This is a genomic window from Blastopirellula sediminis, from assembly GCF_020966755.1.
GTDB classification, from domain to species: domain Bacteria; phylum Planctomycetota; class Planctomycetia; order Pirellulales; family Pirellulaceae; genus Blastopirellula; species Blastopirellula sediminis.
In genome coordinates, this window is sequence record NZ_JAJKFT010000004.1 from 768778 (window position 1) to 791107 (window position 22330).

Annotated in this window: 21 protein-coding genes; 16 read left to right on the forward strand and 5 right to left on the reverse strand. The window is 58.1% G+C overall.

The features are described from left to right. Positions 1-70: 70 nt before the first annotated feature. Together LOC68_RS06810 and ribA are read right to left on the reverse strand one after the other, a co-directional pair. Positions 71-1147 carry a hypothetical protein gene (locus LOC68_RS06810; RefSeq protein ID WP_230217051.1) on the reverse strand — a complete coding sequence of 359 codons (1077 nt, stop codon included), beginning with the start codon at positions 1145-1147 and terminating at the stop codon, positions 71-73. Positions 1148-1300: 153 nt separating this feature from the next. Then, positions 1301-2509: a GTP cyclohydrolase II gene (gene ribA, locus LOC68_RS06815; RefSeq protein ID WP_230217053.1), complete on the reverse strand. Its 1209-nt coding sequence runs from the start codon at positions 2507-2509 to the stop codon at positions 1301-1303. A 185-nt stretch (positions 2510-2694) separates the two neighbouring features. Between ribA and LOC68_RS06820 the strand changes: the two genes are divergently transcribed. From LOC68_RS06820 to LOC68_RS06855, 8 genes are all read left to right on the forward strand, one after another. Then, a complete protein-coding gene (locus LOC68_RS06820; protein ID WP_230217055.1) occupies positions 2695-3531 on the forward strand; it encodes an alpha/beta hydrolase in 837 nt (278 codons plus the stop codon). Positions 3532-3555: 24 nt separating this feature from the next. Further along, positions 3556-4431 carry a hypothetical protein gene (locus LOC68_RS06825; RefSeq protein ID WP_230217057.1) on the forward strand — a complete coding sequence of 292 codons (876 nt, stop codon included), beginning with the start codon at positions 3556-3558 and terminating at the stop codon, positions 4429-4431. Between the two features lie 356 nt (positions 4432-4787). Continuing rightward, complete coding sequence (locus tag LOC68_RS06830) at positions 4788-5252, forward strand: CBS domain-containing protein (protein WP_230217059.1); 465 nt, start codon at positions 4788-4790, stop codon at positions 5250-5252. A gap of 131 nt (positions 5253-5383) precedes the next feature. Beyond that, positions 5384-7249 (forward strand): 2-oxoacid:acceptor oxidoreductase subunit alpha, encoded by a 1866-nt coding sequence (locus tag LOC68_RS06835; RefSeq protein ID WP_255671111.1) that lies wholly within the window; start codon positions 5384-5386, stop codon positions 7247-7249. A 71-nt stretch (positions 7250-7320) separates the two neighbouring features. Continuing rightward, entirely contained in the window at positions 7321-8340 is a 1020-nt protein-coding gene (locus tag LOC68_RS06840) for a 2-oxoacid:ferredoxin oxidoreductase subunit beta (RefSeq protein WP_230217061.1), read from the forward strand. A gap of 2 nt (positions 8341-8342) precedes the next feature. After that, positions 8343-8867: a CBS domain-containing protein gene (locus LOC68_RS06845; protein WP_230217062.1), complete on the forward strand. Its 525-nt coding sequence runs from the start codon at positions 8343-8345 to the stop codon at positions 8865-8867. Between the two features lie 443 nt (positions 8868-9310). Continuing rightward, complete coding sequence (locus LOC68_RS06850; RefSeq protein ID WP_230217064.1) at positions 9311-9628, forward strand: hypothetical protein; 318 nt, start codon at positions 9311-9313, stop codon at positions 9626-9628. Between the two features lie 65 nt (positions 9629-9693). Next, positions 9694-10824 carry a metallophosphoesterase family protein gene (locus tag LOC68_RS06855; RefSeq protein WP_230217066.1) on the forward strand — a complete coding sequence of 377 codons (1131 nt, stop codon included), beginning with the start codon at positions 9694-9696 and terminating at the stop codon, positions 10822-10824. A 189-nt stretch (positions 10825-11013) separates the two neighbouring features. Here LOC68_RS06855 and LOC68_RS06860 read toward each other — a convergent pair whose 3' ends face one another. Then, positions 11014-12468, reverse strand: a complete 1455-nt coding sequence (locus LOC68_RS06860) for a DUF1570 domain-containing protein (protein WP_230217068.1) — start codon at positions 12466-12468, stop codon at positions 11014-11016. Between the two features lie 372 nt (positions 12469-12840). Here LOC68_RS06860 and LOC68_RS06865 point away from each other — a divergent pair, with 372 nt between their 5' ends. From LOC68_RS06865 to LOC68_RS06895, 7 genes are all read left to right on the forward strand, one after another. Beyond that, entirely contained in the window at positions 12841-13044 is a 204-nt protein-coding gene (locus LOC68_RS06865) for a hypothetical protein (protein ID WP_230217070.1), read from the forward strand. A gap of 389 nt (positions 13045-13433) precedes the next feature. Beyond that, positions 13434-15101, forward strand: a complete 1668-nt coding sequence (gene groL, locus LOC68_RS06870; protein WP_230217071.1) for a chaperonin GroEL — start codon at positions 13434-13436, stop codon at positions 15099-15101. Between the two features lie 71 nt (positions 15102-15172). Next, a complete protein-coding gene (locus LOC68_RS06875) occupies positions 15173-15478 on the forward strand; it encodes a co-chaperone GroES (protein ID WP_230217073.1) in 306 nt (101 codons plus the stop codon). Between the two features lie 54 nt (positions 15479-15532). Beyond that, entirely contained in the window at positions 15533-17149 is a 1617-nt protein-coding gene (groL, locus tag LOC68_RS06880) for a chaperonin GroEL (protein WP_230217075.1), read from the forward strand. Positions 17150-17282: 133 nt separating this feature from the next. Continuing rightward, the gene (gene dnaJ, locus LOC68_RS06885; RefSeq protein ID WP_230217077.1) at positions 17283-18446 is read left to right on the forward strand and encodes a molecular chaperone DnaJ; all 1164 of its coding nucleotides are present in this window, start codon (positions 17283-17285) and stop codon (positions 18444-18446) included. A 17-nt stretch (positions 18447-18463) separates the two neighbouring features. Then, on the forward strand, positions 18464-19054 hold the full coding sequence (grpE, locus tag LOC68_RS06890; RefSeq protein WP_230217079.1) for a nucleotide exchange factor GrpE: 591 nt from the start codon (positions 18464-18466) through the stop codon (positions 19052-19054). 43 nt (positions 19055-19097) lie between these two features. After that, on the forward strand, positions 19098-19406 hold the full coding sequence (locus tag LOC68_RS06895; RefSeq protein WP_230217081.1) for an FmdB family zinc ribbon protein: 309 nt from the start codon (positions 19098-19100) through the stop codon (positions 19404-19406). Positions 19407-19473: 67 nt separating this feature from the next. On the opposite strand, the gene LOC68_RS06900 is transcribed toward LOC68_RS06895, so the two are convergent. Next, the gene (locus LOC68_RS06900) at positions 19474-20736 is read right to left on the reverse strand and encodes a multidrug effflux MFS transporter (RefSeq protein ID WP_230217083.1); all 1263 of its coding nucleotides are present in this window, start codon (positions 20734-20736) and stop codon (positions 19474-19476) included. Between the two features lie 31 nt (positions 20737-20767). Continuing rightward, positions 20768-21667: a DODA-type extradiol aromatic ring-opening family dioxygenase gene (locus LOC68_RS06905; RefSeq protein ID WP_230217085.1), complete on the reverse strand. Its 900-nt coding sequence runs from the start codon at positions 21665-21667 to the stop codon at positions 20768-20770. Positions 21668-22100: 433 nt separating this feature from the next. On the opposite strand from LOC68_RS06905, the gene yacG reads away from it, so the two are divergent. Continuing rightward, positions 22101-22283 (forward strand): DNA gyrase inhibitor YacG, encoded by a 183-nt coding sequence (gene yacG / locus LOC68_RS06910; RefSeq protein WP_230217098.1) that lies wholly within the window; start codon positions 22101-22103, stop codon positions 22281-22283. The last annotated feature ends 47 nt before the right edge of the window (positions 22284-22330 follow it).

The window sequence follows — 22330 nt, forward strand, 5'->3', positions numbered from 1 at the left end:
TTGGCTTGCGCCTACAGATCAATGTGTAGGTCGTAATCCGCCGGTAAGCAAATAATAGATGCCGATATTTTTACGTAGCGGCTGGCGATCGCAACAATCGTTGTAACCGGACCGACGATCGCCAATCGTCTTGGAACTCGACTTCGGCGCGAGCCAGCACTTGTTCCGCTTCGGTCGATTGGCCGGCTTCGACCAGCGACTTGAGCCAGGCTTCGTAAACTTCAAAGCGAAGTTGTAGCTGGTACTGCGGGTCGTCGAGCACCGCCGCTTGCAGCGCCCCCAGGTATTCCCCTTCGGCCAGATTCGCGCGGACCTTCAAGATCCGGATATGGCGCCGGTTGGCCAATAGCGGTCCGTAGCCGGGAGCGACCTCGGCCACTTCTTGCAGCAGGCGTTCGGCTTGTTCAAACTTCGCTTGCTGGGCGAGTTCGACCGCCCAGTTGTTCTTGGCGGCCAGCAAGTTTTGCTCGGCGGCGGCGTCGCATGGATCCAAGGCAAGCGTCTGGTCGAGCAGTTCAATCGCCGGGGCGAACTGCCGTTGCTCCAAGTGATCGACGGCGCGGTTGTAGTAGAGCTTGGCGACCAGCGCTTTCCGCGACAGCGGAGCGGCGGCCGATCCCGCTTCGACGCCGGGAGCGCCGAGCCGCATTTCTTCGGACAATTCGAACCATTGGGGGCAAGTCGACTCGACGTCGAGCCGCTTTTCTCCGGCGACGCGGCACCAGACGTGTCCTTCAATTTGCAGCGGCACGACCGGCAGAGCGAATGAATCGGCGAGCGCCACGTATAGGATCGTACCGCTGACGCAGTTGTAATCGCCGCCGCTCAACACGCCGGAGATCGCGGAGGCTTTGGCGTCAAATCGCCCGGTCAGAATCTCGCGATGCATCGCATGAAAGAGCCAGACGGCGCGATCTGCGAGCGGCATCTCGGTCCAATCGTGCGGGCGCTGGTTGGCGATCTGCTCACGCAATTCCAGGAAGCGATCAAGCGTCTCGCCCGGAATGTTCGACTCGGTTTGCGCTTCCGCTTGGGCGGAAGCTGCGATTAATGCGCGGCCCATATCAAGCGACGCCGGTACGTTGGTCGTCGCAGCGCTGGCGATCGAACAACAAGCGGCAAGCAGCAGGAGGGAGAGTGCGCGCATCGCAAGGCCATAGCGGGAGGGAGGGAAGCGTCCGTCCTCAACTATGCGATGCAAAAACGCCACGCGTCGCCGCCGACGTTCTCTTTTTGCAACGTTTGCGTCAACGTAACCGTTGCGATCGGCGCAACTGACGCAATCCGAGTCACGCGGCAGCTACGGCAGGGTATGACCCATCTTGTCGCGCTTCGTTGCGAGGTACTTCTCGTTGAACTCGTTGACCGGAGATGCCATCGGAACCTGGTCGACCACTTCCAGGTCGAACCCGCCGTAGATGAACGCATCGGTCTTTTTCGGATTGTTAGTCAACAGCCGAATTTGACGGAGGCCGATGTCTTTCAAGATTTGAATGCCGATGCCGTAGTCGCGCATATCGGCTTTGAAACCGAGGGCGTGATTCGCTTCGACGGTGTCGAGGCCATGATCCTGCAGGCCGTAAGCCCGGATCTTTTGCGTCAAGCCGATGCCGCGCCCTTCCTGCGGAAGATAAACCAGAACGCCATGTCCTTCTTCGCTGATTCGCTGAAGGGCCATTTGCAATTGATCGCCGCAGTCGCAACGCAGCGAACTGATCAAGTCGCCGGTGAAGCAGCTGGAGTGGAGTCGAACCAGCGGCGGTTTCTCTTGCTTGTCAGGCTCGCCGAAGATCAGCGCGACCGGCTCTTGCGATTCGTAAGCGACCGAGTAAACGATGATGCGGAACTGACCATACTTGGTCGGCAGATCCGCTTCGGCCGCTCGCGAGACCAGTTTCTCGTTCACGCGGCGATGGGCGATCAGCTGTTCGATCGAGATGATTTCGAGGTTGAACTTTTCGGCCAGTTCGATCAGCTGATCGCGATTTGCCCGATCCCCCGCTTCATCCAGGATCTCGCACAAGACGCCGGCCGGGCGAAGTCCCGCCATGCGAGCCAGGTCGACCGAGGCTTCGGTATGACCGGCGCGTCGCAGGACGCCCCCTTCTTTGGCCAGCAGCGGATAGACGTGACCCGGGCGAACGAAATCGTCGACGGTCGTGTGGGGATCGGCCAGCGCCAGGATCGTGTCGGCACGTTCCTTGGCGGTGATCCCGGTCTTGCTGGTGTGGTGATCGACCGGGGTGATGAACGACGTCTGCAGCGGCGCGTTGTTGTTTTCGACGATCGGGTGGAGGTCCAAGCGTTCGCAAACGTCAGGCAGGATCGGGGCGCAAAGCATCCCGCGACCATGGGTGATCATGAAATTGACCGACTCCGGCGTGATTTTCTCGGCCGCAGCGACAAAATCCCCCTCGTTTTCGCGGTCTTCCGCATCCACGACGATGACAATTTCGCCACGACTTATCGCGTCGACGGCCGCTTGAACCGATGAAAAACGATGGGTCACGTTGTTTACCTGAACGTTGAGATCGTCAAAAGAGTCTAAGGCCGCCGATAGGGTTTCGCATCGAAATATGCGATGCCGGCGACGGAAAACCGTTACGTCGTCGCTTGCCTGCGGTTAATAATGACGACAGGCGAACTTCATCCTGTGCATTATAGGCGAATCGCTCGAACTGGGAGTCGCTCCGTATGAACCGATGGCAGATAGCGGCGTTTTTGACGCTGGCATCTCTATTTTTCGGCAAATTCGTCCAGGCTCAGCCTCTGGTTAAGGTCATCACCGACGTCGTTTACGCTTCCCCTGGGGGGGATGACCTGAAGGTCGACCTCTATTTGCCGGAAGGAGAAGGTCCGTTTCCAGGCGTTTTAATGGTCCACGGGGGCGCTTGGCTTGGAGGCGATCGGAGCCGGATGGCGGTCCATGCGCTGCAATTGGCCCGAAACGGCTATGTCGTCGCTTCCATTGGCTACCGGCTGGCCCCGGTTCACAAGTTCCCTGCCCAACTGGATGACTGCCGGACGGCGCTCGATTGGTTGCGCCAGCATGCCGTCGAATATCACATCGACCCCAATCGGATTGCTGGCTATGGATTCTCGGCCGGCGCCCACTTGGTTTGTCTGACGGCGATGACAACCAGCGATCCGGCCGAAGGCCTCTGCGCGGTTGTCGCCGGAGGAACTCCGTGCGACCTGACGCTTGAGCCGGCCACCAGTATCCGACTCGCTTATTTCCTGGGAGGAAGCCGCGCCGAAAAGCCGGAAGTCTATCGCCAGGCGTCGCCGGCCAAGTTCGTCTCTGACAAGGCGCCGCCGATGTTCTTCTTTCATGGAACCGCCGATGACCTGGTTCCGCTAGCGGCAGTCAAAGCGATGTGCGCCGATCTGGACCAAGCCGGCTGCCGAACGCAGATTTGTGAAATTGATAACGCCGGGCATATTGGCTCGTTCATTAGTCCACAAGCACGGCAAGAGGCGGTAAAATTTCTGGATGAAGTGCTGCAGGCGCCTGCGGCGGCTAGCCAGTAACGCCTTTGTGCGACCGGTCGATCTATGACGCAAACTCCGCTACTCCCGAGCGAAGAGTACATCGAACAAGCGTTTTTCTTTCATTCGATGCGGGAGAAGATCGAGGACAACGCGCCGTTGCAAGACATCCTGCAGTCGGTGCGAGAAGAGATTCTGGCGACGACTAAGTTGCCGATGGCGATCGATTTTCTGTTGGCCGAGTTGCGTCATTTGGGGCTGTTTCACTCGGCGATGCAGCGGCTTTCGCACTATTTCACCCCGTTCCAGACGTTCCTGATCGCGGCGGCGGAAGATGATCGGGGGCGGTTCGACTTTCGCGTCGCGCTGGAAATCTTGAAGCTCGAAGCGGAGTTTCGCGCCTCCGAATCGACAACCGCGGCCGCGATGTTCGTCTACCAGTTCGAGGTTCTCTGTCGGCACCGACTGAAGTACGACGGCGGGCTCGAGGCGATGGCCGGGGACCCGATGTATGACGAAAACTGGCGTCATTTTCTGCAAACGCTCCGGCGGCGGATCGGGATGATCGACCTGGCCGACCTGATTTACGTCCGGAGCGAATATTACGTCGAGCAGCAATCACGGCGGCGGAACGCCACGCTGCCGGAGGAGCCGCCGATCTTTGGGACCCGCGAGGGACGCATCGCGCTAGCAAACCGCAATAAGGAGCCCTTATTGCTTTTCTCAGCTTTACAGCGGCAGCTCAAATACCCGTCTGTACCTAAACCCAAAAAGCATGTAGAAGCGGACGATCTGGTGCACAACTTGTCGCAGCGGATGAACGCAGTCGAACTTCGTCTGAAACTGATGGAAGAAGACCAGAAAGGCGGCTTTGATCTTTCGAAGTTTTATTCCCATCCAGACGACAAAGACCGACCACATGGCCATAGACTGGCAGATTAATTTCTGTTAATCCTAGGTTAGCTGGGCCGATTTTGCGTTTAAGCGAATGTTCCGGTCTTGGTAGACTAGAACGCGAAGGGACCGCGACGCCCCGTTAGGACGTCGCAGTCGAGGACATTTCTTTGCAGCTCGTTACGAAAGCAAGGGAATGCGGTCGACTCCTTCCAACCTAACGGAACCCGCCGAACGCATTCCGCTCGCTAGCGTTTTGGGCTCGAAGACTAGCGAATCAGGCTCGAAAAAGAGGTGCAGTTAATCTCTTGGACGACTCCCGGTTCGGATCGTTTGGAGGTCGCACCGCGACCTAATGACGATCACGACATGCCAATCGTCTAATTTGGCAGGGGCGGAATACAATGACCGAGTTTCAGCTACATCTGACGACCGAGCCGGTGACGCGTTTGCATCCCGACGCTCCTCTCAAAGTCGATGAATCCGAAACGGTCGCCTCCGTTATGCGACAAATGCGCGATCATAAGGTCGGCGCGGTGTTGGTCACCAGTGCGAATCGAATGACCGGCATTTTCACTGAACGAGACGCGCTGCATTTGATGGCACAACAGCTAGAACTGAACGAACCGATCTCACGGAGGATGAAACGGAGCGTCGTGTTGGCGCGGCGTGACGACAACGTCGCGACGGCCATCAAAAAAATGGCGGCCGGCGGGCACCGAAGATTGCCTCTGGTCGACGCCAATGGCAACGCCGTGGGCGTCATTACCGCAGCCGGCGTGCTGCACTTTCTGGCCGAACACTTCCCCGAGGCGATATATAACTTGCCTCCCACGCAGCGAAGTTCGGCTGAGCGCGAAGGAGCATAACGGCTAGAAATCGTGATCTCCGAGGTAGCGCTATCTCATCTAGCTTGGGTTTCGCACTTTTGCTTCCGGCGGTGCGGAACGGAATAATTTCGTGAAGAGGATAACTAATTAGTTAAGCGGCAAGGCGAATCATGTCCACCGAATTTGAGAGTGAAACGGAACAGTCCAAAACAGTTCTGCAGATTGAAGAAGCGACCGTCCGCTTTTGCGGCGACTCTGGCGACGGTATGCAGCTCGCCGGAACGCAGCTGACCAATACGTCGGCCTTGGCAGGCAACGACATCGCCACCTTTCCCGACTTTCCTGCGGAAATTCGCGCTCCACGCGGAACCCTGGCCGGCGTCTCCGGCTTCCAGGTCCATTTCGCGTCGACCGACATTTACACGCCGGGCGAATCGGTTGACGCCATGGTCGCGATGAATCCGGCTGCGCTAAAGACGAACGTCGCCGACCTGAAGCCGGGCGGCGTGCTGATCGTCAACTCAGACGCCTTCGACAAGAAGTCGCTCGAGCAAGCCGGCTACGCGACGAACCCGCTCGAAGACGAATCGCTCGAAGGGTTTCAGTTGTTCCAAGTGGCGATGACCGACCTGACTCGTCGCGCCGTCGATGGTCTCGATCTCAGTCAGAAAGAAGCCGATCGCTGCCGCAACTTCTTTGCCATGGGGCTGGCCTTCTGGATGTACGGGCGATCGCTCGATCCGACGCTGCGTTTTATCGAGTCGAAGTTCAAAAAGCTGCCGGCCATCGCCGAAGCGAACCGTCGCGCATTGACCGCCGGTCGTAATTACGGCGAAACGACCGACGCGTTCGTCAGCTCGTATCGGGTCGAAAAAGCGAAGTTGCCTGCCGGCAAGTATCGCAATATGACCGGTAACCAGGCGCTTGCTTGGGGCTTGATGACGGCTGCCAAGCTAAGCCAAAAGGACTTGTTCCTCGGCTCGTATCCGATCACGCCTGCCAGCGACATTCTGCACGAGCTGAGCCGCTACAAGAATTTCGGCGTCCGCACGTTCCAAGCGGAAGACGAAATCGCGGCGGTCTGCTCGGCGATTGGCGCCGCTTATTCCGGCCACATGGCGCTGACCACTTCCAGCGGTCCAGGCATCGCGCTCAAAGGAGAAGCGATGGGTCTGGCCGTAATGTTGGAGTTGCCGCTGCTGATCGTCGACGTGCAGCGCGGCGGTCCGAGCACCGGTCTGCCGACCAAGACGGAGCAAGCCGACTTGTTGCAAGTGATGTTCGGTCGCAACGGCGAATGCCCGATGCCGGTCATCGCCGCTCGCAGCCCGGCCGATTGCTTCGATGTCGGGATTGAAGCGTGGCGCATTGCGGCCCGCTTTATGACGCCGGTCATGATCTTGAGCGATGGCTACCTGGCGAACGGCTCCGAGCCGTGGCGGATCGTCAACTTCAAAGAGCTGGAACCGATTCCGATCAAGCATCCGGAAGGTCCGGTCGACGGCAAACCGTTCCTGGCGTACGAACGGGACGAACTGCTCGCTCGCCCGTGGGCGATTCCGGGTACTCCGGGGCTGATGCATCGCGTCGGCGGTCTGGAAAAGGCGGATGGTACCGGCAACGTCAGCTACGATCCGAAGAACCATCAGCACATGATCAACACCCGCGCTCAGAAGGTGAAGAATGTCGCCAAGGTGATCGGCGATCAGGAAGTGATGGGCGAAGCGTCCGGCGACTTGCTGGTCCTCAGCTGGGGCGGTCCGTATGGATCGTGCCGCACCGCCGTGGCGAAATTGCAATCGCAAGGACACAAGGTGAGCCACGCCCATCTGCGTTGGTTGAATCCGTTCCCGGCGAACCTGGGCGAAATCCTCCGCAACTTTAAGAAGGTGCTCATCCCCGAATTGAACATGGGGCAGTTGTCGATGCTCATTCGCAATGAGTTCATGATCGACACCGTCTCCTTGAACAAGGTCCAGGGGAAGCCGTTCCATGTGACCGAGATCATCGAGAAGGCGAAAACGCTGCTGCCGTAAGCCGAGCCGTTTTCGCAGGATTTGCACCTACAACGAACCGAACAACAGAGATTTCCAGAAGGATTTAAATCATGGCTTCCGTCGAATTACCCGTCCTCAAACCTGGCGACTACGGCAGCGATCAGGACGTGCGCTGGTGCCCAGGGTGCGGCGACTATTCGATTCTTGCGCAGATGAAGAAAGTGATGGCGACCTTGGGGTGGCCGCGCGAGAAGACGGTCTTCGTTTCCGGCATCGGTTGCAGTAGCCGCTTTCCGTACTACATGAACACGTACGGCATGCATAGCATCCACGGCCGCGCTCCGGCGTTTGCGACCGGCATTAAGAGCTGCCGCCCGGATTTGAACGTCTTTGTGATCACCGGCGACGGCGACGCGCTCAGCATCGGCGGTAATCACTTCATGCACGTCGTGCGACGTAACGTCAACTTGAACATTATCTTGTTCAACAATCGGATTTATGGCCTTACCAAGGGGCAATATTCGCCGACCTCGGAATTGGGCAAAGTCACCAAGAGCACGCCGATGGGCGCGATCGACAACCCAATGAACCCGCTTTCGCTGGCTATTGGCTGCGAAGCGACCTTTGTCGCTCGTTCGATTGACGTCCATATCAAGCATTTGGCCGACACTTTGAAGCGGGCCGCGGAACATCCGGGCGTCTCGTTTGTTGAGGTTTATCAGAACTGCAACGTGTTTAACGACGGCGCCTACAAGTACGCGACCGACAAGGCGTTAAAGGCCGATAACATTATCGAAATTGAACATGGAAAGCCGCTCATCTTCGGCCAAAATAGAGAAAAGGGGATTCGCCTGAACGGCATGCAGCCGGAAGTGGTCGAACTTGGCAAAGGGATCACCGAAGACGATCTGCTGTTCCATGACGAAACGTCGCCTCAGCCGACCCTCGCCTACTTGCTGAGTCGGATGCGATATCCTGAGTTCCCCGAACCGATCGGCGTACTGCGCTGCGTCGACGCTCCTCGCTATGACGACCTGCTGAATGAGCAAGTCGCGCAAGCTCGAGCGGAAAAAGGGGAAGGGGATCTCGATAAGTTGTTCAACTCTGGAGACACCTGGACGGTGGAGTAACTATGTATTGTCAGGCCTGCGGCGCCGAGAACTTTGACGGCGCCGACCAGTGCGAAGCGTGCGGACAGCCGCTCGCACTGGAGCCCGCGTCAAAGAGCAGCGTTGAAGAGCAGCTTCGTCGCGATACGATCGCGAAGCTGCCGATGAAGACGCCGCTGACGTCCTCTCCGGACGCGCCGCTGGGGGACGTACTAACCGTCTTGTCGACCAATGCGATCGGCGCGGTGGTCATCACGGATGACCACCATCGCCCGATCGGCATTTTCAGCGAACGAGATGCGTTGATCCGCGTCGGTCCCGACTATCGCGACCACCTGAATACGCCGATCTCGAACTTCATGACGACCGATCCGCAGACGATCGACCAGAGCACGCCGATCACGTTCGCGGTTCACCAAATGGACGTCGGCCATTATCGACATCTGCCGGTGATCGACGAAGATGGTCGCGTGACGGCGGTGATTTCGATTCGCGATCTGCTACGCTATCTGACCGAGAAAATCGCGGCGGCCGAAGTGGCTGATTAAGCCGCTGCGATAATTTGTCGCCCCGCGCGGACGCCTCTTTTTGCTCGATTTGCGCCGCGCGAGCGTTTCTAACGGACGCCTACCGAAATGCGTCGCTTCTGTGACGCTACTGCCAAGCTCTTTCCAGGGATATCTCCTTGCTCTTTCCTGCCGGTGCTCCCGCTTACCGCTTGTTGGACCATTCGTTTGGACAGCAATAGGAGCGATAACGGGGACTGCGTTAATGGAGAATCTAGCAATCCTTGTCGCTCCGCATTCCCCTTCTTCACGGAGCAGGCATATCAGAATATCGCCGGCCAATTCGTTCCGAGTTGGAGTCGCAGTTGCGACATCCGCTTTCAAGCTTTTCCTTAGGTTATCCAACATCCCTACGGCGTTAACGCTTGCAATTTGAGTCGGGGATAGGACATTCCGGGAGTCGCCGTGGTGGAATCCACCATGGCTTGAATAGAAAAAGCTCCGATGAAGCGATCGTCGTTTTTGTAGGAGAATATGGGGAAATCGGTGTCGTACGGAATAAAAAGAAATGTGCAGAGGGCGCCCGTATGCTTTTGTTTCACGAAATGAACCACCATCTTTTAGCCACTTTGCGAATGCTTCTGGTGGGAAGTAGAAGGCAACGGCAGCTGCGCACGCCGCTGGAGCGTGCCGATCCTGTCGACGTGAAATTTGGGATAAGGACGTTGGCCCAAGCTTACGTTCTGGATCTGGAAAAGATGAAGACCTGGACGGCGCCGAAGACGGAGAGGCTCAATAAGTAGATGCATAACGGAGATAGTCCCTTTATCTCCCAATTCTCAAACTTCTAGACGATTGGAGGACGAAGATGAACCGCACAGCTTGCAGATTAGTCGCAGTATTGATTGGGCTCGTCGTCGCCAACGTTTCATTCACCGCACCGGCCCAGGCCCCCACAGCGACAGAGGGGCAAACAGACGCAAGGGCGCCGGTCTTTTCCTATGACAACGCTGCGTTGCCTAACGCGAAGCCATGGACGGCGAAGAAGTTCAAGAACAGTCCTCGCAACTTTCAGTTTGTAATCATTGGGGACCGGACTGGGGGAGCTAACGTCGAAGGCACTTTCAAGCTCGCCATTGATCAAATCAACTTGCTGCAACCGGAGTTCGTCATCAACGTTGGTGATGTGATCGAGGGATACAGCGACGAAAAGAAGGAACTGCACGCCGAATGGGACGAGGTCGACACGATGCTCAATACGCTGGAGATGCCGTTCTTCCGTACTCCCGGCAACCACGATATCGCGAACAAAACGGCTCAAGAGGTCTGGCGCGAACGGCATGGCGCCACATACTACCACTTCGTTTATAAGAACGTGCTGTTCATGGTTCTCGATAGCGAAGATGGCTCCCGTCCTTCACCGCCGCCTGAGATGAAGGAGAAGATCGCACTCTACAACCGGCTGCAAACCGAGAATCCGGCCAAAGCGAAGGAGATGCTGGCCGAGTTTATGTCCGACGAAGCGGTTGTCGCCGCGCTCGGCAAACCAGTCGAGTTTCCCGAGAACCAAATGGCTTGGATCAAGAAGACGCTCGCGGAACATACCAATGGGCGTTGGACGTTTCTATTTCTGCACGAGCCCGCCTGGGAAAACCCCTCGGAAAGTTTTCAGGCGATTGAAGAGTTGCTGAAAGGCCGGGATCATACGTTCTTCGCCGGCCATCTGCACTATTACGACTATGACAACATCGACGGCTACGAGCATATCACCATGGGACCTTCTGGGGCCTCCTTTCATCACGAAGGCCCTGGAAATGTGGATCACATTATGTGGGTCACGATGACCGACGATGGCCCACAGATGGGAAACATCGCTCTGAAGGGGCTGTTCGATCGCAAGGGCCTCGATCCCGAAATGTTCGGCGCCTACGACCGCAAGGGCGCAGAGTCTTCGGGAAAAAAGGAAGACAAGAAGCCGAAGGAATCACAACCGAAATAGTTGTGCGTATGAATAATCTGACGAAATGAAAACAGGCCACTTTTGGGCCGTGCGAGTTCATTAACTTGCGCACATTCACGTGCGGGGCGCCCAATACGGATGAGATCTGGTTGCCCATAAACCGAATTGACGAGGACCTGAGCCGTAATCTGCGAATCTACGTCCCGGACGAGGAGAATACGAGAACGCTTAGCGTGCGTTCTCCAGCGTTTGCTCTAAATCGGTCTTTAGCGATCGCATGTAGGTCCGCCACTGGGCGTCGAGAGCCTGTTTGTCGCGGCCGAAGACCTTGTCGAAGACCTTCTGCAGTTCTTGCGGCGAGGTATGCGTCGCTTCGGGAAGTGCCGAGAGTTCGCGATAGTACGCGACCAGTTTGTCGAAGTGCTTTTCCATCAGGAAGTGAGTGAACGCCCAAGACTGCCCGTAGGCGTGCAGCGTGGTAAAGTTGTTCGCCGAGCGAGTGAAGATCTGATCGCTGGCGATGAAGTCGATGTTCGAGACGCTTCGCAGCGGCGCTAGTTCTCGATACCAGCCTAGGCGTTCCGAGTTCACAGCGCCAATTCCGCTCCACGCCGCTTGCTTGGGCGATTCAAAATAGGTCGCCAAACCTTCCGCGGCCCATGTCGGAACAGGGCGATTGGAGGGCATCAAACCGGTGTTGCCGGCCAGTTGATGCGTCGCTTCATGGCTGACCACTTCGATGTCGAGGTTTTCCCGCTTCACGTCGATCAGCAAGTTCAACGTATCGGCGAAGCGGATCACATCGGCCATGCCGCTGATCTTGCGACGGACGATCTCGTCCCGTTCGCTTTGAATCTTTTTGCTGATGAGGTTGAGCGCCTCGAACGACTCGTCGGTTCCTTGATCGTAGAAGACCGCGATGTTGTCGATCCGATGGTAGAACCCGGCCGCGGAAGCCAGGTCGGGACCAAGGAGCGTCACGAACTGCAAGTACTCGCGGTGTTCTGCGAAGAGCACCACCATCAGCAACTTGTCCGGCACCTGCAGTTCAACCCCTTCCAGGCAGAACTTCATCAGGAAACTTTCGTAGACCGTTTCCAGCAGATCAAGCCGTTCCTCCGCCCGGGTCTTGTCGGTCCGGGCGTTCTTTTTGCTGGAGGTATCGTGCAGCAGAAGGAAGTGCTTGCTCCGGACGAACTTCATGTCGTCGCGGTTCTTGGTGAAGTCGCGCATGATCTTTTCTTGCGCCGGGTCGACCGCCACCGGTCGGTCGATCGCCTGCTTCATGGCGACCAGTCGCTTCACGCGATCGTCGCTGGGATTGATTTCCCAAGCCGCTTTGCAGGCGTCATAGAAGATGTTCAATTTGCCGATCTTCAAGGCGTAGCGGGCCGCATCCAGACAGCCCTCCAAGTCGCCGGCCGCTTTGGCCGAACTCAGCTTGTTGACCGCTTGCGACTGAACGGAAGGAACCTTGTAGATCTTTACGTCGGCGGCGTTCATGTAGAGATTGCCGAACGTCGGATGCCGGAACGTCACGTTTGCGCCGGGATTGACCGTCGCTTTCCCCTGAAGAATGAAGACCAGCTTCGTGCCAGGGACGTTATAGAGAACGAGGTCGGCAAAGGTTTGCGATAGGCAAGCCAGCCCCAGGAGCAGTCCCAGAAGACTTCGAGCAATCATGGCATTCTGTCTGATAAGAGAAGAAGTACGACGGGGGGGCGTAAGGCTCACCCGGATTATCACCGGTATCGTGGGTGAGGGCAAAATACTTCTTGGGAATTTGCCCGAATCGGGGTCAGAGATGCCGCTATAACCTGCGCGAACGCTAGGAGCCGCGATGCGTTGACAAGCAAAATGCCGGGAATTTCGCGAGGAATGCCATCTTCGAGCCTGTCGCAGATGCGATAGGCGAGCGTGCAGTCCAGTTTTCCTACCTATGCCGGCTATGCCGCTTTGCTAGCGGAAGAGCATGCTCTGGCCAATTTCTTTCCGATAAACCGGAAGAGGAAACCGGATTTTCTTTCTGGCGGTCGGATTGAAGGAATAGAAGCCATGTGGCGGTCATTTTTCTTGGCGGTTGGTATCACGCTGATCATCATCGGCTGCGAATGCCTGATTGTGGATACCGCCAGCATGATCGGAGAAGGAGGCCCGCGTAGCGTCACTCCACCCTCTTGGGCGCCGTGGAGCATGATGTCGACGGGGGCGGTGATTATCATCTACTCCTTTACGATTCCGAAGCGGATGAACGCGTAGTCGTTCCCTTTGCTGCTGCGGTTTGGGCAAGAAGGGTCAGGCCTCTTTTTCCGTGAGAAAAGGAGACCTGACCCTTTTTTCGTTTCTGGATCGTGCCGCTGCCAAATTGGCACAAATGGGGTTTGGCCGAGGTCGAGGGGGATATCGTTCGACAAGGCATTGTTTCTAACTGTCTGCTAATTCGCTACTTAGGCGAGTCCTCGACACTTTGGCACAGCGGTTGCTTCTATAGGGGCGTCGCTTCTGTCGGTCTGCCATTCTTGACGTTGGCAGGCTCCGCGGAGCGTCCACAACAAGACAATTCATCCCCATCCGCTGATCGGTAACTGCGGCAACTCGGCCCAGGCGACAGCGAGAGTCGTTGATTCCACAAGAGGAGGATTCCAAACGTGGCGAAACAGATGGTTTTTGGCGACGATGCCCGCCAGCCGCTCCTAGACGGCGTTACGAAGCTGGCTCGCGCCGTGAAAAGCACGCTTGGACCGCGCGGTCGCAATGCGGTTTTGGACAAAGGTTGGGGTTCGCCGAAGGTAACCAAGGACGGCGTGACCGTCGCTGAGGATATCGATCTGGATGATCCCTACGAAAACCTCGCCTGCCAACTGGTCAAAGAAGCGGCCAGCAAGACGAACGACGTCGCTGGCGACGGCACCACCACCGCCACCGTCCTGGCCGAAGCGATCTATCGCGAAGGTCTGAAGATGCTGGCCGCTGGCGCCGATGCGATGGCCCTGTCGCGCGGCATCGCCAAGGCGGTTGACGCCGTCAGCGAAGCGGTCCAGAAGATGGCCGTCAAAATCAATGAAAAGAGCAAGAAAGAGATCGAACAGGTCGCCACGATCGCTGGCAACAACGACCCGTCGATCGGCAAGGTCTTGGCCGAAGCCTTCTTGAAGGTCGGTAAAGACGGCGTCATCACCGTCGAAGAAGGTCGCGGCAGCGAAACGACCGTCGAAGTGGTCGAAGGGATGCAGTTCGATCGCGGTTATCTCTCGCCCCACTTCGTCACCGACGAAGACGCTCAGACCGTCGAACTGGACGACGCTTACGTCCTGGTCTTTGAAGAGAAGATCTCGTCGGCCAAGAAGCTGGTTCCGATTCTGGAAGCGGTCAGCAAGGCCAACAAGCCGCTGCTGATCATCGCTGAAGATATCGAAGGGGAAGCTCTGGCGACCTTGGTCGTCAACAAACTCCGCGGCATCTTGAGCGTCTGCGCCGTCAAGGCTCCGGGCTACGGCGATCGTCGCAAGGCGATGCTGGGCGACATCGCGGTTCTCACCGCCGCCACCCCGGTCTTCAAGGACCTGGGCATCGACCTGGAAAGCGTCAAGCTGTCGGATCTCGGTCGCACCAAGAAGGTCAAGATCTCGTCGGGCAACACCGTCTTCGTCGGCGGCGCCGGCAAGAAGGCCGACATCGAAGGCCGCGTTGATCAGATCCGTCGCGAAATCGAAGCGACCGATAGCGAATACGATCGCGAAAAGTTGCAAGAACGTCTGGCTAAGCTGGCCGGCGGCGTCGCCCAGATCAACTGCGGCGCGATCACCGAAACCGAAATGAAGGAACGCAAGGACCTGTTGGAAGACGCCAAGAGCGCTACGCAGGCCGCGTTGCAAGAAGGTATCGTTCCGGGCGGCGGCGTCGCGTTGCTGCGTGCCGAAAAGGCCCTGAAGAAGTTGGACCTGGAAGGGGACGCCAAGCTGGGCGCTGACATCATCGCCAAAGTGTTGGAATACCCGCTCCGCACGATCGCCGAAAACGCCGGCGTCGAAGGTTCGGTCGTCGTCAACCGCGTTCGTCAACAGAAGAAGACGACCGAAGGTTACAACGCCGACAGTGGAGCCTACGAAGACCTGGTCGACGCTGGGGTTATCGACCCGGCGAAAGTGGTTCGCACCGCGCTGTTCAACGCCGCGAGCGTTGCGTCGCTACTGTTGACCACCGATTCGTTGATCACCGAGATTCCGTCGGCTGAAGAAGCGGGCGGCGACCATGATCATCACGATCATGGCGGCATGGGTGGTATGGGCGGCATGGGAATGCCGGGCATGATGTAAGCCGACCGCTTAGGCAATCAGATAACCTCTCCAACACATTCAAAAACAATACAGACGAAGGATAGACGCATATGGCCAAGAAACTGAAGATTCGCACGTTGGATGACCGCGTCGTCGTGCAACCGCTGGACGCCGAAGAAACGACCGCTGGCGGCATCGTGCTGCCCGGTTCGGCTCAGGAAAAGCCGCAACGCGGCACCGTGTTGGCGGTTGGTCCGGGCAAGTTGCTCGATAGCGGCGCCCGCGCCGAACTGTCGGTCACGGTCGGCGACGAAGTGATCTACGGCAAGTACGGCGGCAGCGACATCGAAATTGACGGTGAGGAATACAAGATCCTCCGCGAGAGCGAAATCCTCGCGAAGGTCGTCAACGACTAGTCGCTTGCCTGTAGTGCAGTCATTCCGAATCATTCCATATAAGGACATTCAAGCGTGGCGAAACAACTGCTTTTCGACGATCATGCCCGCAGCAAAATGCTCAAGGGGATCGACAAGCTGGCCGACGCCGTCGCGGTGACGATGGGGCCGACCGGTCGTAACGTCATCATCAACAAGTCGTTCGGCGGTCCGACCGTAACGAAGGACGGCGTGACCGTCTCGAAAGAAATCGAACTCGAAGATCGCTTCGAGAACATGGGCGCCAAGCTGGTGAACGAAGTCGCCAGCAAGACGTCGGACGTCGCCGGCGACGGCACGACCACGGCGACCGTCCTGGCTCGCGCGATTTTCAAAGAAGGTATCCGCAACATCGTCGCCGGCAGCAACCCGGCCGCGATCCGTCGCGGTATCGAAAAGGCCGTTGCGGCCGCTGAAGAACAACTGCTGGCCACCGCCAAGCCGGTTAAGGGTAAAGAAGAAGTCGCGCACGTCGGCGCCATCAGCGCCAACAATGATCGTGCGATCGGCAACCTACTGGCCGAAGCGCTGTACCGCGTCGGTAAAGACGGCGTCATCACCGTCGAAGAAGGCAAGACCCGCGAAACGACCGTCGACTATGTCGAAGGTATGCAGTTCGACAAGGGTTACGTCTCGCCGTACTTCATCTCGAATCCGGCTGAAATGGATTGCGAGTTGGAAAACGCGTTGATCCTCCTCTTCGAGAAGAAGATCAGCAGCATCCGCGATCTGGTGCCGATCCTGGAACAGGTCAGCGGAACCGGCAAGCCGTTGTTGATCGTCGCTGAAGACGTTGACGGCGAAGCGCTCACCGCGCTGGTCGTCAACAAACTGCGCGGCGTGTTGAACGTCTGTGCCGTCAAGGCGCCGGGCTTCGGCGATCGTCGCAAGGCGATGCTGGCCGACATGGCGATCCTGACCGGCGCCACCGTCATCAGCGAAGACCTGGGCATCTCGCTCGACAAGGTCCAGCTGGGTCAGCTTGGTAAAGCCAAGCGGATCACGGTCACCAAGGACAACACCACGATCGTCCAGGGCGGCGGCGACAAGTCGGCGCTGGAGCAACGCATCGGTCAGCTGAAGAAGCAGATCGAAGAGACCGAAAGCGAATACGACAAAGAAAAGTACCAGGAACGCCTGGCGAAGTTGGCCGGTGGGGTCGCCGTGATTGCGGTTGGCGCCGAGACCGAAGCCGAAATGAAGCAGACCAAGGCTCGCGTCGAAGACGCGCTGCATGCGACTCGTGCGGCGCTCGAAGAAGGAATTCTTCCGGGCGGCGGCGTGGCTCTGGTTCGCTGCAAAGAAGCGGTCGAAAAGGCTCGCTCGTCGGCCAAGGGTGACGAAAAGATCGGGGTGAACATCATCCTGAACGTCCTCTCGGCTCCGATGAAGCAGATCGCCGACAACGCCGGCATCGACGGTGCGGTCGTGGTTGACGAAGTTCTGCAGAAGAGCGCCAACATGGGCTACGACGCGAACAGCGGCCAGTACTGCGACATGCTGAAGGCGGGCATCATTGACCCGGCCAAGGTGGTTCGCACCGCTTTGTCGAACGCCGCTAGCATCGCTGGTCTGTTGCTGACCACCGAAGCGATGGTGACCAACTTCGATAAGGAAGATAAGAATACCCGCGTCGAAGGCGTCATTCGCTAACCTCGACGTCGGATCTTCCCGATGGAAAGTGGAAGCGGACCGTAAGCGTCCGCTCCCTTGTTGAAAACCAGCAGTGGGCTGCTTTCCAAGGCGAGAGCAGCCCATTTTGTTGAACACGCTACGGACTGAGGACATGGCCGTACAAGCCGACTATTACGAAGTTCTCGGCGTCGCGCGAACGGCGAGCGGAGACGAAATCGCCAAGGCTTATCGCAAGCTGGCGATCAAATACCATCCCGACAGCAATCCCGACGACGAAAACGCCATGCTGAAGTTCAAGCAGGCGGCCGAAGCGTACGAGGTGCTGAGCGACTCGGACAAGCGGACCCGCTACGACCAATACGGTCACGCCGGGGTCAGCGGGCAACATCGCCAATACTCGGACGCGGAAGACATCTTCGAAGCGTTCGGCGACATCTTCGGCGGCGGGATCTTCGGCGACCTATTTGGCGGCCGAGGACGTTCGCGCGGCGGACGTCGCGTCACCAAGGGCGCGGATATCAAAGTTCAAGTCACGCTCGACTTGGAAGAAGCGGCCCGCGGCGTGGAAAAGACGGTCTCGTTCGACCGCCGCGAAACTTGCGATACCTGCAAGGGAAGCGGAGCGGCGGCCGGTTCGCAGCCGGAACGTTGCACGCGATGCGGCGGTCATGGCCAGGTCGTGCAGCAAGCCGGCATCCTCCGCGTGCAGACGACGTGCCCGTCCTGCAACGGCGCCGGAGTGAAGATCACCGACCCTTGCCGCAGCTGCCGTGGCCAAGGTTATCAAAACCGTCGCGTTGAGCTGGACGTCAATATCCCGGCCGGCGTCGACGATCAGATGCGGGTTCGCCTGAGCGGAGAAGGGCAGCCGAGTCCCAACGGCGGTCCTCCCGGCGATTGCTACTGCTTCATCTCGCTCCGGCGACACAAGATCTTCGAGCGGGATGGCGAGCATCTGATTTTGAAGATGCCGATCACTTATACCCAAGCGGCGCTTGGCGCCGAGATCGAAGTTCCCACGCTGATTGATGGAGCCCACACGCTGACGGTTCCGAAAGGAACGCAGTCAGGCGAGGTCTTCAAGGTTCGCGGTCAGGGAATGCCTGATCCGCACGGACGCGGCAAAGGGGACCTGTACGTGCAAACGTACATTGAAGTGCCGAAGAAACTGGAACCGCGCCAGGAAGAACTGTTGCGCGAACTGGCCGAACTCGAACACACGAACGTCAGCCCCCATCGGAAGTCGTTCCTGGAATCGATTCGTGATTACTTGTTCTCCTCCGGCGACGAAGATGGCGCCGTGAAGGAAAAATAGACGAAGGATCCGATACCGTGTCGAATGAAAATCCCTCTCCGGAAGAACAGCCGCTAGATATCTCGAGCGAAGCGAATTCGGATAACGTCAGCGCCGTCGATGAAGCGCTGGCCGAGGACTCGCTCGATGGCGAAGCGAATAGGCTGCGTGAAGATTTGGCCGGCGCCGAACGCCGCATCCTGCTGGCTCAGGCCGACATGGAGAATCTCCGCAAGCGAATGCGCCGCGAAATGGAAGAGACGATCAAGTATGCCGACGTACCGCTGATCGCCGATCTGCTTCCGGTCATCGACAACCTGAATCGCGCCCTTGATTCGGCTGGCCAGTCGCAGGAAGCGGCCGGCATCGTCACCGGCGTAAAGATGGTCGCCCAAAGCATGCTCGAAGTGCTGGCCAAGCGCGGCTGCAAGCCGATCGATGCGCTCGGCCAAGCGTTTGATCCCAATCTGCACGACGCCATTTTGCAGCAGCCGAGCAGCGAAGTGCCGGCCGGTCATGTCTTGATGGTCACCCAAAGCGGTTACCAACTGCACGACCGCGTGATTCGCCCCGCACAAGTGATTGTCTCCACCGGCAGCCCCGCAGCGGCTGAAGGGGAGAATTCCTAATTCTAACTCATGGGGAAACCAATTTCGGTTTCCAGGTGCTAAGATGCCGACCTACGAATACGAATGCGACGCTTGCCAACATCAGTTTGAGGAATTCCAAAATCTCAGCGATGACGCGCTCACGAAGTGCCCGAAGTGCAAAAAGAAGAAGCTCCGCCGGCTGTTCAGCACCGGTGGCGGTCTGATCTTCAAGGGCTCCGGTTTCTACATCACTGATTACCGCAGCGACTCGTACAAGAAGGGCGCCAGCGGCGACTCAAGCGGCAGCTCGGCCTCTTCGTCGTCGAGCGAATCGAAGAGTTCAAGCAAGAGCGAGTCGAAACCGAAGAGCTCCAAAAAATCGAGCGACTAGTCGTTCGGCCAGTGCAGAAACGCTTTGAGGCCGTCGCCGCATTTGTGGGCGACGGCTTTTTCTTTTGTTACGCCGCCTCTTCGCTCGCCAGTTCCATGGTCGGCGTTTCGGGCGCCTCTTCATGCTTCGGCAACGTGGTCGCGGCGATCACGATCGCCGAAAAGCTGCAAACGGCCATCACTATCGACATCGATAGCGGCGTTCCATCGGAAAATGCGGCCGTCACACCGCTGGCGATGGCCCCAGCGGCGAAACGCATCGCTCCCATCAGCGCCGCCGCGGTCCCAGAAATGTGACCGAACGAATCGAGCGCCATCATGCTGGTCAGCGGCATGATCACCCCATTGGCCGCCACGATCGTGAACAACAGCACAGCGACCGGCACGAGGGAGGTTTGTCCGGTGAGCGAGAGGATGGTCAGTAAGAGGCCGGCAACCAGATCGATCAACAGCATCGTCCACAGCAAGCGATGCGGGTTGAAGCGACGAATCAAGTCTGGCGCAAACTTGGCGGCGATCATCAGGCCAAACGCATTCAGACCAAACGCCATGCTGTATTGCAGCGGACTGAGGCCGAGGGTCGTCATGTAGACCGAGGAGGAGGCTGACAAGTAAGCGAACATTCCTCCTTGAACGGCGCTGGAGGCCAACACCAACGGCAGGAACTGGCGACTGCGGAGCAGCGTCCCGTAATGAACGAGACCGTCCGAGAGCTTTCCGCTGCGGCGCAACTCAGGATTATGCGTTTCCGGAAGTTTCCACGCGGTCAGGCCGATCAGGGCCCCGCCAAACAAACCGAGCAGGCAGAAAATGATCCGCCACGAGCTGAAATTCACCACCATGCTTCCCAGCATCGGGGCGATGATCGGCGCGACGCTGACCAGCATGACCGTCAGCGACATTAACCGCGCTGCGGCCAGGCCGGTATAAAGATCACGCGTCACGGCGAACGCCATGACCATCCCGATCGAGCCGCCAAGCCCTTGAAAAAAGCGGAACGTATTGAGGGTCGCCGCGTCGCTCGCCGCAGCGCAACCGAAGGCGGACAAGACGAATAAGCTAAGGCCGCCGAATATCAATGGCTTCCGGCCGTACTTGTCGGAGAGGGGACCGCACAGCAGTTGACCGAACATCAAGCCGGCAAAGAACGTCGTCAGGCTGAATTGGATTGCCCCTGCATCGACCGAAAACTCAGCCGCCATCTGGGGAAACCCTGGCATATACATGTCGATCGCCAACGGGCCGATCGCGCACAGGCCGCCCAAAATCACCGCCAGCATCAGGGGCGCACGTTGTTGATCGACTTCGCTTCGCATTTCGTTCTTTGTCATCAAGTGTCTGGTTTGCCGAGATCGTCTGGGCTTAGACGAATTCGATCGAGCGGCGGCTGAAGAGGTTGTATTCGAACTCCTCGAGCACAAACTTCGGCTTCGCATCTTTGACGCTGGCGACGCCGGCGGTGACCAGCAGCGGCAGGAAGTGATCAGGCGTCGGATGGTTCCGCCGGACTTCCGGTCCCTTGACGGCGTAGTCGATCAGTTCGTCATAGTTCTTTGCGGCAATGGCCGCCGCCGCCCAAGCGTCGAAGTCGCCGGCCCAGGTAGGAGTTTCGCGGGGGCGTCCGTTGCGGAGTTCGAGCATCGGGTGGGTGATATTTCCGCTGCCGACGATCAGGATTCCTTCGTCCCGCAGCGGAGCCAACGCTCGGCCGAACTCGAATAGCCCGCGCGCTCCCTCGGCGCTGGGCATCGAGATTTGCAGCACCGGGATGTCGGCTTGGGGATAGAGGTGCACCAGCGGCGTCCAGGCGCCATGGTCCAGACCACGCTCGGAACGGGCGACCGACGAACGAGGAAGGAGCGATTCGATGCGCGTCGCCAAGTCCTTGGCGCCAGGGGCGTCGTAACGAACTTCATACAGCGGGCGAGGAAAACCCCCAAAGTCGTAAACCAGTTCGCGCGGGTTGGTGGAGCTCAGCATCACCGGCCGCGTCTTTTCCCAGTGGGCGGAGACGACGAGAATCGCCTTTGGCGCCGGCAGCGCTTTGCCCCAGCGGACGAACGGAGCCCCACGAACCGGATCGATCGCCAGCTCCGGCGAGCCATGAGCGATGAAGATTGCCGGCATCCGCGTTTCCGGAGAAACAGGTTCCGCTAACGCCTCGGTCGCGCGAATTCCTTCCATCGTCAGGGCAGTTCCTCCGGCGAGTAGACCGGCGTTAAATGTGCGGCGATCCAGGTGTCCCAACTGGGGTGCAGGCATGCGACTCGTCTCCTTCGATGTCGGCAATTCGGATCTATACCGAAACGGTCCGGCGACAGCGGGCACATTCGGCTTCTCAGGCTGAAATTTGCATCACGAGAAAATTGTTGTCATGTAAACTATCGGCAATTTTCCCGATTCATGCAAGTGTGGATGCCCGCAGCTTTGCCGATTGCCTGTTGGGCTCGCCCGAAAGGGCTCTTCACCAGTAGGTGGGGAAGGGGAGTGAGCGAGCAAATGGAGAGGGAGAAGGCGGACCGCTAGCGCCGCGATGGGAACAGTGAAATTGCGGCGCCAATTCGCCACTGCAGGAATTGGATCGATGGCCAATGTAGGTCAGCGCGAGAAGAGAAATGTCGAGCGTCAGTCCACGTCTGTTGCCAGCGGCGTTTGCCCCTACGCCGCCTGACGGTTTCCCGCTAAAATAGAAAACATGAAATGCCCAACTTGCGAAAAAGAGTTCAAAGAACCAACCAAGTCGATGCCGTTCTGCAGCGAACGTTGTCGCCAGATCGATCTCGGCGCGTGGCTCGGCGAGTCGTATTCGATGCCGGTCGATATTGAGAAACGAATCGGCCAGCTCGCGGGAGAAATTCCGGAAGACGAGGCTGAGTGACGTTTTACGCTCGGCGCGTCGGTTCTATAATGCCCCCACGCTCGGTT